The sequence below is a fragment of the Actinosynnema sp. NPDC050436 genome (genome assembly GCF_040655415.1).
GTDB lineage: Bacteria > Actinomycetota > Actinomycetes > Mycobacteriales > Pseudonocardiaceae > Actinosynnema.
The window spans coordinates 25,126-39,887 of the sequence record NZ_JBFAJV010000012.1; the positions used below are offsets into that span (position 1 = coordinate 25,126).

The 14,762-nt window shown below is 74.0% G+C and carries 10 protein-coding genes and 2 pseudogenes; 9 read left to right on the top strand and 3 right to left on the bottom strand.

Features of this window, described 5'->3' with window-relative positions; genetic code table 11:
• The first annotated feature begins 18 nt into the window (after positions 1-18).
• Both AB0I60_RS26390 and AB0I60_RS26395 read left to right on the top strand, forming a co-directional pair.
• Complete coding sequence (locus AB0I60_RS26390) at positions 19-579, top strand: isochorismatase family protein (RefSeq protein ID WP_360733945.1); 561 nt, start codon at positions 19-21, stop codon at positions 577-579.
• A gap of 39 nt (positions 580-618) precedes the next feature.
• Positions 619-1,533 (top strand): nitrilase-related carbon-nitrogen hydrolase, encoded by a 915-nt coding sequence (locus AB0I60_RS26395; RefSeq protein ID WP_360733948.1) that lies wholly within the window; start codon positions 619-621, stop codon positions 1,531-1,533.
• 20 nt (positions 1,534-1,553) lie between these two features.
• Here AB0I60_RS26395 and AB0I60_RS26400 read toward each other — a convergent pair whose 3' ends face one another.
• Together AB0I60_RS26400 and AB0I60_RS26405 are read right to left on the bottom strand one after the other, a co-directional pair.
• A complete protein-coding gene (locus AB0I60_RS26400; protein WP_360733951.1) occupies positions 1,554-2,681 on the bottom strand; it encodes an FAD-dependent oxidoreductase in 1,128 nt (375 codons plus the stop codon).
• Between the two features lie 104 nt (positions 2,682-2,785).
• Positions 2,786-3,256, bottom strand: a complete 471-nt coding sequence (locus AB0I60_RS26405; protein WP_360733954.1) for an STAS domain-containing protein — start codon at positions 3,254-3,256, stop codon at positions 2,786-2,788.
• Positions 3,257-3,448: 192 nt separating this feature from the next.
• Here AB0I60_RS26405 and AB0I60_RS26410 point away from each other — a divergent pair, with 192 nt between their 5' ends.
• The 5 genes and pseudogenes from AB0I60_RS26410 (at position 3,449) to AB0I60_RS26430 (ending at position 8,765) form a co-directional block, all read left to right on the top strand.
• The gene (locus AB0I60_RS26410) at positions 3,449-4,831 is read left to right on the top strand and encodes a fibronectin type III domain-containing protein (RefSeq protein ID WP_360733956.1); all 1,383 of its coding nucleotides are present in this window, start codon (positions 3,449-3,451) and stop codon (positions 4,829-4,831) included.
• A gap of 143 nt (positions 4,832-4,974) precedes the next feature.
• Positions 4,975-5,424: pseudogene (locus AB0I60_RS26415) on the top strand (SRPBCC family protein); the annotation flags it as partial.
• Positions 5,425-5,677: 253 nt separating this feature from the next.
• Positions 5,678-6,853: an AI-2E family transporter gene (locus AB0I60_RS26420; RefSeq protein WP_360733958.1), complete on the top strand. Its 1,176-nt coding sequence runs from the start codon at positions 5,678-5,680 to the stop codon at positions 6,851-6,853.
• A gap of 460 nt (positions 6,854-7,313) precedes the next feature.
• Positions 7,314-7,601 (top strand): annotated as a pseudogene (locus AB0I60_RS26425) (hypothetical protein); the annotation flags it as partial.
• Between the two features lie 99 nt (positions 7,602-7,700).
• Positions 7,701-8,765 carry a spore photoproduct lyase family protein gene (locus AB0I60_RS26430; RefSeq protein WP_360734528.1) on the top strand — a complete coding sequence of 355 codons (1,065 nt, stop codon included), beginning with the start codon at positions 7,701-7,703 and terminating at the stop codon, positions 8,763-8,765.
• Here the strand turns inward: AB0I60_RS26430 and AB0I60_RS26435 are convergent.
• Positions 8,753-9,016 carry a hypothetical protein gene (locus tag AB0I60_RS26435; RefSeq protein WP_360733961.1) on the bottom strand — a complete coding sequence of 88 codons (264 nt, stop codon included), beginning with the start codon at positions 9,014-9,016 and terminating at the stop codon, positions 8,753-8,755. The genes AB0I60_RS26430 and AB0I60_RS26435 overlap by 13 nt on opposite strands.
• Before the next feature lie 246 nt (positions 9,017-9,262).
• On the opposite strand from AB0I60_RS26435, the gene AB0I60_RS26440 reads away from it, so the two are divergent.
• A complete protein-coding gene (locus tag AB0I60_RS26440; RefSeq protein WP_360733964.1) occupies positions 9,263-12,550 on the top strand; it encodes a DUF4082 domain-containing protein in 3,288 nt (1,095 codons plus the stop codon).
• A gap of 116 nt (positions 12,551-12,666) precedes the next feature.
• The gene (locus tag AB0I60_RS26445; RefSeq protein WP_360733966.1) at positions 12,667-14,649 is read left to right on the top strand and encodes a hypothetical protein; all 1,983 of its coding nucleotides are present in this window, start codon (positions 12,667-12,669) and stop codon (positions 14,647-14,649) included.
• Positions 14,650-14,762 lie beyond the last annotated feature (113 nt).

The following is a 14,762-nucleotide window of genomic DNA, read 5'->3' on the forward strand; positions in this document are numbered from 1 at the left end:
TGGGGGAAAGGGCGGACGATGACCACCTTGGACGAGCGGCCCAACACCGCGCTGATCGTCATCGACGTGCAGAACGGCGTCATGGCGGTCGCGCACGAGCGCGATGCGGTGGTGGGCAACATCGGGAGCCTGGTCGCCAAGGCGCGGCAGGAGGACGTTCCGGTCGTGTGGGTGCAGCACTCCTCCGAGGAGCTGCCGGTGGGCAGCGACCAGTGGCGGATCGTGCCGGAGCTGGTGCCCGACGCCGCCGAACCGGTGGTGGCCAAGGAGTACGGCGACTCGTTCGAGGCCACTGCGCTGGAGGACGTGCTCGCGGACCTGGCCGTGGGCCGGCTGGTCGTGGTCGGCGCACAGACCGACGCGTGCGTCCGGTCCACTGTGCACGGTGCTTTCGTGCGCGGCTACGACACCACCCTGGTCACCGACGCGCACACCACCGAGGACCTGACGGCGTGGGGTGCGCCGCCGCCGGACCAGGTCATCGCGCACACCAACCTGTACTGGTCGTTCCAGTCCGCGCCCGGCCGGACCGCCGCCGCCGTGAAGACCGGCGAGGTCGACTTCGGCCCCGGGGCGTGAGCCTGTCGCCCCGGGGTGGTGCCGCGTAGCGTCGCGGGCATGACCAGCACCCTGCGCGCGGCCGTCGTCCAGGCCGGGGCCCGGCTCTTCGACACCGCCGACAACCTGGCGAAGGCCGAGGAGTCCACCCGGCGGGCGGCGGCCGAGGGGGCCGAGGTGGTCGTGCTACCCGAGGCGTTCCTCGGCGGCTACCCCAAGGGGCTGGACTTCGGCGTGGTGGTCGGCAGCCGCACGCCCGAGGGCCGCGACCTGTTCCGCCGCTACCACGACTCGGCGATCACCGTGCCGGGTCCCGAGACCCGGCGGCTCGCCGCGCTCACCCGCGAGCTGGGGTGCCACGTCGTGGTCGGCGCGATCGAGCGCCGGCGCGGCACGCTCTACTGCACCGCGCTGTTCTTCGGCCCGGACGGCTACCTCGGCCTGCACCGCAAGCTCGTGCCCACGGCCGCCGAGCGGGTGATCTGGGGGCAGGGCGACGGTTCGACGCTGCCGGTGTTCGACACCGGCCGGGCGCGGCTGGGTGCGGCGATCTGCTGGGAGAACTACATGCCGTTGCTGCGCACCGCGATGTACGCGAAGGGCGTCGACCTGTGGTGCGCGCCCACGGTGGACGACCGCGAGGAGTGGGGCGTGACCATGCGGCACGTGGCGCGCGAGGGCAGGTGCTTCGTGCTCAGCGCCAACCAGCACCTCACGCGGGCGGACGTGCCGGCCGACGTGCACCCGGTGCAGGGGGACGACCCGGCCACCGTGCTCATCTCGGGCGGCAGCGTGATCGTCTCCCCGCTGGGCGAGGTCCTGGCCGGCCCGCTGCGCGGTGGCGAGGGCGTGCTCACCGCCGACCTGGACCTCGGCGACCTGGCCCGCGCCCGGTTCGACTTCGACCCGGTGGGCCACTACGCGCGGCCGGACGTGTTCACCCTGGGCGTGGACGAGACGCCGAGACTGCTCTGAGTCGCCGGCGGCGGTTCGGCTCACGCACCACCCGGCGGGGACGCGGCGAACCGCTCGAACCGGAACGGGGCCAGCGCGTCGCCCCGGTCCTCGCCCAGCACCTCGGCGGCGACCAGGTCGCCCACGTGCAGGCACAGCGTGGTGGCGCTGTGCGAGACGGCGAAGTGGAAGTTCGGCAGCTCGACCACCCGGCCCAGCACCGGCAGCTTGTCGCCGGGGATCGGCCGCTCCCCCACCCGCACCTCCTGCACCGACGCCGCCCGCAGCGCCGGGTACAGCGCGCGCCCGGCCTCCATCACGGCGTCGACCGCCGCGTCGTCCACCCACATCCGGCCGTCGTCCGCCACGTGCGTCGCGCCGTCGACGTCCCGGGTGCGCAGCACCAGCCGCCCGCCGCCGTCCGGGCGGAGGTGGACGCCCGGCGCGTGCACGACCCGCCCCACGGCGGCACCCACCGGCGAGGTGCGGACGAGCGCGCCGAGCGTGTTGCGCAGGGGCAGGGTGAGCCCGGCCAGTTCGGCGACGCGGCCGGCCGCCGGGCCCGCGCAGTCGACCACTGCGTCCACGGCGATCCGCCGGCCCGACGCGAGCCGCACCGCGCGGACCGACCCGTGGTGCACGTCCAGGCCGGTGACGGCGTCGTGGCGGACCAGCTCCGCCCCGCCGGCGGTGGCCCGGGCCAGCAGGTGGCCGACCAGCGCGACCGGGTCGAGCCAGCCCTCGCGCGGGAAGTGCGCGATCCCGTCGGCGGGCAGGGCCGCCGGGTCGAGGTCCGGTTCCAGGGCGAGCGCCCCGGCCCGGTCGAGCCAGCGCACCTCGTACCCGCGCTCCTGGACGGCGGCGACCTTCCCGGTCAGCGCCTCCTGCCGGGCGGCGTCGTCCGCCCACTCCAGGTTGCCGCCCCCGTGGTGCCAGTCGCCCTCGGCCGCGAACCTCCGGTGCGCCTCCATGCCGGCGACGTTGAGGTCGTGGTAGGCGCGGGGTTGCTTGCCGCACGAGTTGGTCCACGCGAAGGAGGCGGCCGACGTGCCGCCGGCGGGCGCACCCGCGTCCACGACGGTGACCTGCGCGCCGCGCCGCACCAGCTCCGCCACCACCGCCGCCCCGTACACACCCGCACCGACCACCACGACCCGACCGACCGCCACGACCCACCCCTCCCGCTGCACGCCGACACCGGTCAGCCTGGCACTGCTGTCGAGAGGCCGGGGTGAGGTCTTCGGCGGCGAGGGGCGACGGGCGGGTCAGGGGGTCACTTCGGCTGCGGCTCCTCGGCCGGTTGCGCGGCGGGCGCCTCCGAGAGCCGGGCCAGCGCGTCGTCCAGCGACGACACCACCGGGACCACCTGGTGCAGCGCGGTCGTCCACAGCAGGCGGACCAGCCGGTGGTTGGCCGACAGCAGCACGACCAGTTCCCGGCCTGCCTCCTGGAGGCGCTGGAAGGCGTGGATCAGGGCGGACAGGCCGACCGAGGCCAGGAACCCGGTCGCGTCGAGGTCCACGACCACCAGGCGGACCCCCGCCTCCGCCGCGCGCTGCACGCCCTCGTCCAACCCGTCGACCAGCACCCGGGCGCTGGCCTGGTCGACCTCGCCGCCCACCGCCACCCGGACCGCCTTGCCGTCGCCGACCACGTCGACCCGCGTCCACGCGCGGGCCGCGCTCGCGGTGCCCGACGCGGCCGTCTTCGAGTCGGCGCCCGGCTCGTCGACGCTGTCGCCCATGATCGCTCCCGGTGGTGTGTCATCGTCCACGGGCCGACGTATACCCGTTTTCGCCGACCGTAACCGTCGAAGTGCCGCGACCAGCGATTCTCCGGCGAAAGTCCACCGAAGGTGCGGGAACGGCGGTCGACCGGGGCGACCGGCGGGAGCACCATCGGGCGACGACCGCTCCCCTGCCGAAAAGGAACGCTCATGACCAGGAGTGGACCACCCAGAGCCGGCTCGCTCGGCTCCGCGCTGCTCGTGCTGGCCGGCGTGGTCACCGCCGGCGTGCTCGCGCCCGGAGCCGCGACGGCCGAACCGACCGGGTTCGCGATCACCCGGCAGTGCCTCGACCCGGTGCTGGACCGGCCGGTCACCGCGTCGATCTCCGCGAACCTGGAGACCACGGTGTTCGCCCAGCCCGGACCGGACACCAGGGCGCTCACCGGCAGCGTCACCCTGCCCGGCGCGGGCCTGGCCGCGCTCGGCGCGACGCGGGTCGAGGGCACCGCGCGCATCCGGGTCCTGCTGTCGGGCAGCCCGGCGGTCGGCCCGTGGTCGACCGTCACCGTCGACCTGCGCCCCACCGACGTCGTGCCCGGCCAGGACGTGCAGGTCCCGGTGATCGGCTACACCTCCTCGTTCGCCGACCTGCGGACCTTCGCCGCGGTGACGGTGGACGTGGACGGCATCGACGCCCTGACCCTGGTGCCCCGGCGCGCGGACGGCACCGCGCTGCCCACCGTCACCACCGCCTGCCCGCGCGGCGACGCCCCAGCGGTCCCGTGGCACGTGGTGCGCGGGATCAACGGCATCGCGGAGGTGCTCCGGGCACCCGAGCCGATGCGGGTCACCGGGGTGACCTCGGACAGTGCGACCCTGGAGTGGGGCCACACCGGCGGCTCGTTCTGGACCGTCGTCGGCTTCGAGGTGCTGGCGGACGAGCGGCGCGCGGCACTCGTCCCGGCGACCGAGCACTCCACCACAGTTACCGGCCTCGAACCGGACACCGAGTACTACGTGCGGGTCCGCGCGGTCGACAAGATCGGCCTGTACGCGCGGGCAACCTACCCAGTGAAGATCCGCACCCAGCCGCGCGCCACGACCTACCACTACTCGCTGACCGGGACGGCGACGGTGCAGGGCAGGCCGGTGCCGCTGGCCGGCACGCTCGACACGACCCTCGGGTCGCGCACCCACACGTCGGTGCTGGACCTTCGGCCGGCCGACGTGGTGCTGAGCCACCGGCCGCCGCTGTCGGCCCGCCTGGAGTTCCGGCCGGAGGGCGACCTGGCCGGCACGTTCGCGGACGGCGTGCTCACCTCGACGGCCCGGGTGGCGGTGGCGGTCACCCACGTCGTGCTGCCCGGCCGCGAGGTGCCGCTGCCCGCGTCCTGCCGGACCGCGCCCGCCGAGATCCCCCTCGCGTCCGGCCCGGGGTTCGACCCGGCGGCCGGCGGCGCGCTGACCGGCACGTTCACCCTGCCGCCCCTGTCCGGCTGCGGCCCGCTCACGGACGTGGTGAACGGGCTGGTCGCCGGCAGCGGGAACACCGTCGCCGTCGACCTGGTGCCGAGGGAGCCGATCGCGTGAAATCGGGCCCTCGGCCAGGTGGTGCGGGCTTGCCGCGTTCGTCCCGCCGCGCAGTGGGTATGAGAGGTGCAGCGGGCACCCGGGTCGGGCGATCGGGCACCGGGGGCCCGTGCCCGACTGCCGTGCGAGGAGAGGAGTCCTTCGTGACGACGATCGAGAAGTCCGTCGACGTCCGGGTCCCGGTCACGACCGCCTACAACCAGTGGACCCAGTTCGAGTCCTTCCCGGGGTTCATGGAGGGCGTGGAGAAGATCGACCAGCTCGACGCCACGCGCACCCACTGGCGGACCAAGATCGGCGGGGTGGTGCGCGAGTTCGACGCGGAGATCACCGAGCAGCTCCCGGACGAGCGGATCGCCTGGCGCTCGGTCGACGGGCCCAACCAGTCCGGCGTGGTGACCTTCCACCGGGTCGACGCCGAGACCACCCGGGTGCACCTCCAGATGGACTACGACCCCGAGACGCTGACCGAGAAGGCGGGCACCGCGCTCGGGATCGTGGACGGGCGGATCAAGGGCGACCTGGAGCGGTTCAAGGAGTTCATCGAGAACCGGGGCGGCGAGACCGGCGCGTGGCGCGGCGAGGTCCCCCGCGCACCCCAGGCCGGAGAGACCCAGGCCGGGGAGACGCACACCGGGCCGACGCACACCGGGCAGGGCACGTCCGCCGCAGGGCAGCCCGGGGCCACTGCGGTGCCCCGGCCGCCGGCGAACCCCGCGCCGGGTGACGGCCGCGCCCGCTGAGCGGCCCAGCACCGGACGAGCGACCCCGCGACCCGGGACCGACACCGGTCCCGGGTCGCGGGCACCCCCTCCCCCTCCCCGGAAACCGCGAAACGGTGCCGCGATGACGTCCACCCCCGATCCCGCCGCCGAGGGCCACCACCCGCTCGTGGGCCAGCCGCACCGCGAGGACGAGGGCGAGGGCACCGTCGCCGAGGCGGAGGCGAAGGCCGCCGAGATCAGCTCGCCCGAGCGCCCGCTCGGCCGGCTGGGCAAGCGGCTCAACCGCCGGTCCCCCTTCTTCATCGGCATGACCGGCGCGGCCGGCATCGCCGTCACCTACGGCGTGATCGGGCTGCTGGCCGGCGCCCGCGAGGTGCTGATCGTGGTCGGGCTGGCCCTGTTCCTCGCCATCGGCCTCGAACCGGTGGTGTCCTGGCTGGTCAACCGCCGCTTCCCGCGCTGGCTCGCGGTCACCGCCGTGTTCGCGGTCGCGCTCACCGCGCTCGGCGGGTTCCTGGCCGCCGCCATCCCCGTCGTGGTCGAGCAGGCCGCCGCGCTGCTCGCCGCCCTGCCGGACTACGCGCGCCAGGCGCAGGACCACAGCACGTTCCTCGGCCGGCTCGACGAGCGGTTCCACCTGCGGGAGTCGGTGGAGGCGTCGTTCGGGCCGGGCGGCGGGCTCACCGACGGCGTGCTGGTCGCCGGCAAGGCGGTGCTCGACGTGGTGACCGACGGCCTGGTGCTGATCGTGCTGACCATCTACTTCGTGGCCGACCTGCCGAGGATCCGCTCCGCGATGTACCGGCTGGTCCCGCACTCCCGGCGGCCCCGGGCCATCCTGATCGGCGACGACATCTTCGCCAAGGTCGGCGGCTACGTGCTGGGCAACCTCGCCGTCTCGGTGATCGCCGGCGTGCTCGCGCTGGTCTGGCTGCTGGCGACCGGCATCCCCTACGCCGCCCTGCTGGCCATCACCGTCGCGGTGCTGGACCTGGTGCCGGTGATCGGGTCGGTGATCGCCGGCCTGCTGGTGAGCCTGGTCGCGTTCACCGTCTCGCTGCCGGTGGGCATCGCCACGGTGGCGTTCTTCGTCGTCTACCAGGTGGTCGAGGACTACGTGCTGGTGCCGAGGATCATCGGGATCGCGGTGAAGGTCCCCGCGCTGGTCACTGTGGTCGCGGTGCTGCTGGGCGGCGCACTGCTCGGCGTGGTCGGCGCACTGGTCGCCATCCCGGTCGCGGCGGCGCTGCTGCTGCTCGCCGAAGAGGTCCTCTACCCCCGCCTCGACCAGGCGTGACGGTTCAGGACCGCTTGAAGAACGCGAGCACCCGGCGGGCGGTGCCGCCGGCACCCCCTGAACCCGCGCGGACAGCCGGGCGGCAGTGCCGGGCAGCGTGACGCCGGGTTTCGGGGGCCAGGTCAGACCGACCGGGAGGGCCGTGATCGAGCGCGGCACGACCGCGTCGTCGCACGCGGCGACCAGCGCGGCGCACCCCGGGTGCCAACCGGCGAACAGGTCGGTCAGCCGCGCTTTGGCGGCGGCCGGGTCGGCGAACGGGATCCCGGCGGTGGTGAACCAGTCCTCGGTGGTGCCGTGGAAGCCGAGGCGGACGCCCACCCGGCCGTCGCCGTGGCGCTGCGCCGACAGGTACTGCCCGGTGCCGAGGACCCAGTAATCGCCGCGCCCGACCACCGCCGCCAGGTCCGAGTGGGTGCGGTCGACGTCGGGGAGGCCGAGTTCGACGGCGCTCCGGCCGGTGTGCGCCGGGCGGGCGGCGGTGCCGCTGCGCAAGGTCCCCGCCGCGCTGGACGTGGGGCCGATGCGGCTGTACGGCTACCTCGGCACCAAGGAGGAGCTGCTCGACCTGATGGCCGACGCGGTCCACGCCGGGATCCGGCCGACCGGCACCGGGTGGCGGGAGGTGCTGCGCTCCCTCGCCGAGGTTGCTCGGCAGGCCGCCTCCGGCCCCTACCTGGAGCGCGTCTTCGCCACCGGCCGGTTCCCCGCGCTGGCCGAGGTCGTGCGCGACGGGCTTCACCCCGACCCCCTGCGGACAGGCCCGGCACCTCCACGAACGGGTGAATCGAGCCACAGGGAGCCGCCCGGGGCCCGGTTCTGTCGGTGCCGTTCGGACACTGGAGGGGTGAGTGCCCAGCCGCTGATCTCGCCCACCCGCATCTACTTCGAGCCCGCCGCCGCCGAGCTGCCGCGCGGGCGGGAGGTGCTCGACCGGTTCCCCGACGCGGACCGGGTCGAGGTCGAGAGCCACTGGCGCATCCCCGAGCTGCACGGCGACGAGGCCAACGCCCGGCGGTGGGTGCGGATCAAGCAGGAGGCGCTGGTCCTCGGCACGAAGAAGTCGCTCGCCGCCCGGCCCAACGGCCGCTCGGCGCACTTCATCGCCCCGTCCACGGCCAACGGGTGCGCGATGGCCTGCGCGTACTGCTACGTGCCCCGGCGCAAGGGCTACTCCAACCCGGTCACGGTGTTCGCCAACATCGAGCAGATCACCGGCTACCTGGCCCGGCACGTCAAGCGGCAGGGGCCGATGACCGAGCCCGGCCAGGTCGACGACCGCGCGTGGGTCTACGACATCGGCGAGAACTCGGACTGCTCGGTGGACGCCCTGGTCAGCGACAACGTGCGCGACCTGGTGCGGCTGTTCCGCGAGCTGCCCACCGCCAAGGCGTCCTTCGCCACCAAGCACGTCAACCGGGACCTGCTCGACTGGGACCCGCAGGGCCGCACCCGGGTCCGGTTCTCGCTGATGCCCGAGCGCACCGCCAAGCTGCTGGACATCCGCACCAGCCCGGTCGCCGAGCGCCTCGCCGCCCTGGACGACTTCCGCGCCGCCGGCTACGAGGTGCACGTCAACCTCAGCCCGGTCGTCGTGCACGACGGCTGGCTGGAGGACTGGCGCGAGCTGCTGGAGGCGCTGGGCGACGCGGCCTCGCCGCAGACCCGCGCACAACTGGCGGGCGAGGTCATCATGCTCACCCACAACCAGGCGCTGCACGAGGTGAACCTGCGCTGGCACCCGCGCGCCGAGGACGTCCTGTGGCGGCCCGACCTCCAGGAGACCAAGCGCAGCGAGGGCGGCGGCGTGAACGTCCGCTACCGGCGGGGCCTCAAGCGCGGCCTGCTGGACGAGCTGCTCGACCTGATCGCCCGCCACGCGCCGTACCTGCGCGTCCGCTACGCGTTCTGACGGCGGGCCGCCGGCGCGAGCGCTGCGGCCACCGCAAAGATCGGGTCTGCACCGCGCGACCGGGAAAGCCATTCGGACGAATCGTTCACCGGAATCTGCGGTGAACCGCCGGCGAACCGACCGTTTCGGCCGGTGATGTCGACTTCGCAGACCATTCGAGGGTTCCGGCGGAGCCATTCGCACAGACGCGAACAGAGCACCGGAATCCGGCACATGCCCGCTTGCGCGCACTTTTTCCGCGCCAAGATCACCCGTGCTCCGTATTGACTCCACCTGCACAGACAGCCGCCGAACCGAACGGAGGGACCGGCCGGTTGAGCGGGTCACGCGCATTCGCACGCAGTCTTGATCACCGCTTCGGGGGACGTTGTCGGGGTGGCCGTTCCACCATTCACCCGAATACCGAAGGTGCACCCGGTCACCCGGTAACGGGCGCTCCGGCCGGGCCGACACCCGACGTGGAACCTGGGCCGTCAGGCCCCCGAGGGGAGAAACACATGTCATTGCCCGGAAACCGACACAGACCCGGCTGGGCGCGGCTGCTGGCGGCGGCGGTGTTCGCCGCTGTCGTGCCGGTCGTGACCATCACGCCCGCGGCGCACGCCGCACCGTCGATCGCCATCACCGACACGCCGGCCGGAGCCACGGTGGGCACGCCGTACTCCTTCGGCGGCACGGTATCCGACGACGCCGGGATCGCCGGGGTCGAGGTGTCGTCGGACAACGGCGCCCACTGGCAGAACGCCACGTGGACGGTCGGCCAGACCACGTGGACCGCCACCTACACCCCGAAGGCGTCCGGCACCGCGCAGCTGTCCGCGCGCACGGTCGACGCCACCCACACCCAGACCAGCATCACCACCGCCGGGCCGACCGTCGCGCCGCGCGCCTGCCCGTGCAGCATCTGGAACGCCTCCGACGTCCCCGCCAACCCCGACGTCGCCGACTCCTCGGCGCTCGAACTGGGCGTGAAGTGGCGTGCGGGCACGGCCGGCTACGTGCGCGGCGTCAAGTTCTACAAGGGCGCGGGCAACACCGGCACGCACACCGGCTCGCTGTGGAGCACGGCCGGGCAGCGGCTGGCGACGGGCACGTTCACCAACGAGACCGCGACCGGCTGGCAGACGCTGATCTTCTCCTCGCCCGTGGCGGTGTCGGCGAACACCACCTACGTCGCGTCCTACCTGTCCCCGACCGGGCACTTCGCGCTCAACTCGGGCTACTTCGGCTCGTCGTCGCGCCACCTGGAGCCGCTGACCGCGCTCCAGTCCGGCACGGACGGCCTCAACGGCGTGTTCCGGGGCGGCTCGGGCTACCCGGACCTCAGCGCCAACGACGCCAACTACTGGGTCGACGTGGTGTGGGCGACCGAGGCCGGTCCCGACACCCACGCCCCCGACCAGCTCTCCACCTCGCCCCTGGCGGGTGCCGGTTCGGTCGGGCTGAGCCCGACCATCACCGCCGCCTACGACGAGGTGCTCGACCCCACGGCCGTCGAGTTCACCCTCACCGGCCCCGGCGGCGCGGTCGCCGCCCAGACGTCGGTGGTCGGCAACGGCACCACCGCGAAGCTCACCCCGGACGCGGCGCTCGCGGCCGGCACGAGCTACACCGCGTCGGTGCGGGTAAAGGACGTGGCGGGCAACCAGACCACGACCTACACCTGGGCGTTCACCACGGGTGCGCAGCGCCCGGCGGACTGCCCGTGCACGATCTGGGACGACTTCGCCACGCCCACCCAGTCCAGCGCCAACGACTCCGGTGCCGTCGAACTGGGTACCAGGGTGCGCTTCACCGGTCGCGGCGAGGTGCTCGGCGTGCGGTTCTACAAGGGCGTCGGCAACACCGGCACGCACACCGGCACGTTGTGGTCGGCGACCGGGACGCAGCTCGCCACCGGCACGTTCACCGGGGAGAGCACGGTCGGCTGGCAGACGTTGACCTTCGCCACCCCGGTCGTCGTGCAGGCCAACACCGACTACGTGGTGTCGTACTACGCGCCCAACGGCCACTACGCGGCCGACCAGGGCTTCTTCAGCTCCCCCACGCCCATCGGGTACGGCCAGATCCAGGCTGCGGTCGACAGCCTGTCGGCGCCCAACGGCCTCTACAAGTACGGCGGCGGGTTCCCGAACGCCGGGCACCTCGCGTCGAACTACTGGGTCGACGTGGTGTACCGCAACGGCACCAACGGCGACCACGTGCGCCCGACCCTCGACACCCGCTCCCCCGCGCCGAACGCCACGGGCGTGGCGCTGGGCGCGTCGGTGACGGCGGGCTTCAGCGAGGCGATCGACACGGCGGCGGCGCAGATCCGGGTCACCGACGACGGCGGCGCGTCCCTGGCGGGCACGGCGGTGTGGTCCGGCGACCTGAAGTCGGTGACGTGGACGGCGAACGGCGCGTTCACCCCCGGCACGCACTACAACGTCTCGGTGACCGTGGCCGACGTCAACGGCAACGTGATCGCCGCCCCGGTGACGTGGTCGTTCACCACGCAGGCCGAGGGTTCGGGTCCGGCGTCGCTGTTCAGCACGGCGATCGTCCCCGAGGTGCAGTCCGGTAGCGTCCGCAACGCCCGCGAGCTGGGCGTGCGGTTCGGTTCGCCGTACAACGGCGTGGTGAGCGCCATCAAGTTCTACAAGGGCGCGGGCAACACCGGCACGCACACCGGCTCGATCTGGAACGACTCCGGGACCAGGTTGGCGACCGGGACGTTCACCAACGAGACCGCGACCGGCTGGCAGACGCTCACCCTCGACCCGCCGCTGGTGATCAAGGCGAACACGATCTACGTCGCCTCGTACACCACGCCCGACGGCGTGTACTCCTACGACCCCGGCTACTTCGACCGGCGCAGCCCGGTGGTGTCGGGTCCGCTGTACACGGCGTCCGGCGCGTACGCGAACGGCCGGTACTCGACGACCTCCGGCGCGTTCCCGACCGACTTCTACAGCGGGAACTTCTGGGTCGACGTGAACTTCACGCCGTACACCGACCAGACCGCCCCGGTGAACACCGGCTACGCGCCGTCGAACGAGGCCACCGGTGTCGGTGTCGACACCTCGGTCACCGCGACGTTCGACGAGCCGGTCAGCCTGACGGGCACCAAGTTCCGCGTCGAGACCCGGTGGGGTGTCCCGCTACGCGGCAACCTGGCGCTGTCCAACGGCGACAAGACGCTGGTGTGGACGCCGGTCGCACCGTTGTCCCGCAACAACAACTACCGGGTCGCGGTGGAGGCGTGGGACCCGAGCGCGAACACGGCGGCGGAGCTGAGCTGGTCGTTCACCACGGGTGACGCGGCCTGCCCGTGCTCGGTGTTCAGCGGCGCGGAGACGCCGCAGGTCTCCGAGACGGCGGACGGCAACCCGTACGAGCTGGGGATGCGGTTCACCCCGGCGGTCGACGGCCAGGTGACCGGCGTGCGGTTCTACAAGGGCGTCGGCAACACCGGCACGCACACCGGTTCGCTGTGGACGACGACCGGGACGCAGCTCGCCACCGGCACGTTCACCGGCGAGTCGGCGAGCGGCTGGCAGACGTTGACCTTCGCCACCCCGGTGTCGGTCACGGCGGGCACGTCGTACGTGGTGTCGTACTACGCGCCCAACGGCCACTACTCGCACGACCCGTCGCTGTCGAGCCGTTGGCTGTTCCCGGTGAGCACGCCGCAACTGGGCGCGGTCGGGTCCGTGTACGGCAACGGAGCGGGCTTCCCGACGATCGCCACGAACGGCAACTACGGCCCGAACTTCTGGGTCGACGTGGTCTTCACCAACTAGACCACCGGGACCCCGGTCGGGCGTCGCGCCCGGCCGGGGTCCCGCTGTCGCACCGTCCGCGCGGACCGGCCGCCGGCCCGCGCGGACGGCCCCGGCCGGTGTGGTCTGCTGGGCGGGTGGCTTTCAGCGGATTCGACCACCGGTTGCTGGGCGCGTTGCGGCGGGCCGGCGCGTCCCGGTCGCAGACCTGTGCGCTGCAACGAATCCTGCGGGCGGTCAGCAGCAGCACGCTGTTCAGCCGGCACGTGGCCCCGGTGTCCGGCGCGGTGGCGGAGCTGCCCCGGTTGCAGGGGGTGCTGGCCAACTTCGCGGACACCGGGCAGCCCCGCGCGTCGCTGTTGCGGTCGTTGTGCGCGGGCGCGGGCGAAGCGGTCGGGCGGGCGGTCGCGCAGTGGGGTGCCGAGCCGGTCCTGTCGGAGGCGCACCGCGTGGTGTCCGGGCTCGTCACCGCGCTGGACGACCAGCCCGCGCACACCCCGGCGCGGTGGAAGGACCTCGCGCTCGCGGCGGCGGCCGACCTCGACGGGCTGGGGCCGGGGCTGCGGCGGCTGGTCGAGGAGCGGTTCGCCGCCGGGTGGGACGCCCCCGACGACGACCCGGCGGCGCTCGACCTGGCCGCCGACGAGGTGGCGTGCCTGGTCTCCGCCACCGACCGCGACGTGCACGCCCTGGCGGCGGACCTGGCGGGTGCGGCCGACGCCGGGTGCCTCGACGCCCGTTCGGTGACCCGTGTCCTGCTGCCCGTGCCGACGCGGTACCGGGTGGCGGTGGCGGTGCGCGGGGCGGCGACGCTGGCGCGCTTGTCGGCGTTGGACCCGCTCGCGGCGGTGGCGTCGCCCGAGGACGTCGGCGGTCTGGGGTTCGGCGGGACGGGCGGGCGGTTGCGGGCGTTCGCCCGGCAGGTGACGACGCCGGGGCCGGCGTGCCTGGTGGCCTGCCAGGTGCGGGCGGTGGACGCGCCGAGCGCGGCCCGTGCGGCGCGGCGGGCGCTGTCGGAACTGCTGGACCAGTACGCGGCGGGGCACCGGCTGGTCACGCTCGCGCTGGGCGCGGAGGCGTTCGTGTCCCCTGTCGACTCCGGCGGGCCGGTGGTCGTGCGACCGCGTGAGCGGGCCGTGGACCGGGCGGAGCCGCTGGTGGCGGGGTGGCCGAGCGCGCTGCGCGGCGGGCTGCGCATGGCGCACGTCGCCCGCACCACCGAGGCGGCGATGCCGGCGACCGCGCTGGCGTGGGTGACGTTGGAGGCGTGCGGTCTGGAGAACCGCGCGGACCTCGCGTCGGCGCTGTCCTTGCAGGCGTTGCGCCAGCAGGTCGCGGAAGCCCACCAGCAACTGCACCAAGCGGCGGCCGAGGTGCTCGCGGACGCGCGGATGCGGGCCGCCGACGCCCGCCGCCGGCACAGCGGGCTGCGCCGCGCCCTGCGGCAGTGCCCGCCGGACCACCCCGACCACCCCGGACTGGTGGCGCGCGCCGACCGGGCCGGGCAGGAACTGGCCGACGCCCGCCGGCGGGAACAGCTCGTGGACGAGCAGGTCGGCGACGGGCTGCGGGTGGTGGGGCGGCACGCGCGGTGCGACGCGTTCGCCCGGCTCCGCGACCTCAACACCTGGGTGGACGTGCTGCTGCCCGGACGCCCCGAGGACGAGGCGGACCTGGACGCCGCCCGCGCGGCCCTGGACGGACTCCTCCGGCACATCTCCCCGCTGGCCGCGCACCAGGTGCGCGAGTGGTCGGCCCGGCTCGCCGACCCCCGGGGGTGCGCGGAGTGGCTGGAGGGGTCGCGCCGCCGGACCGCGCTGTTCCTCGACACCCTGTACGCGGTGCGCAACGTGGCGTTCCACTCCGGACGGTTCCGCGCGGCGGGCGACGTGGGGCTGGGTGTCGGGGCGTCCCTGGCGGTCGACTTCGCGCTGGAGCTGCTGGGCAACTGGTACCGCACCGGCGGCGACCCCTCGGCACGCCCGTCGCGGATCGTCTCCGCGCTCGCGGACCGGCAGCGCGCGGTGGTGAGCCGGCTGGGCAGGCGGAGCCGGCCGCTGCACGCGCTGGACGTGGCGCGGCTGACCGGGCCGGACGACGACGTGTGGTGCCGGCGGTAGCCCCGCACCGGCTGCTCCGCGTGGTCGTCGGCTCACCGCACGTGCTCTCGCTGACGCAGGGCGACCGTCCGGTCACGACGATCGACTTGGCGGACGCTCCTCAGTGGAGCACC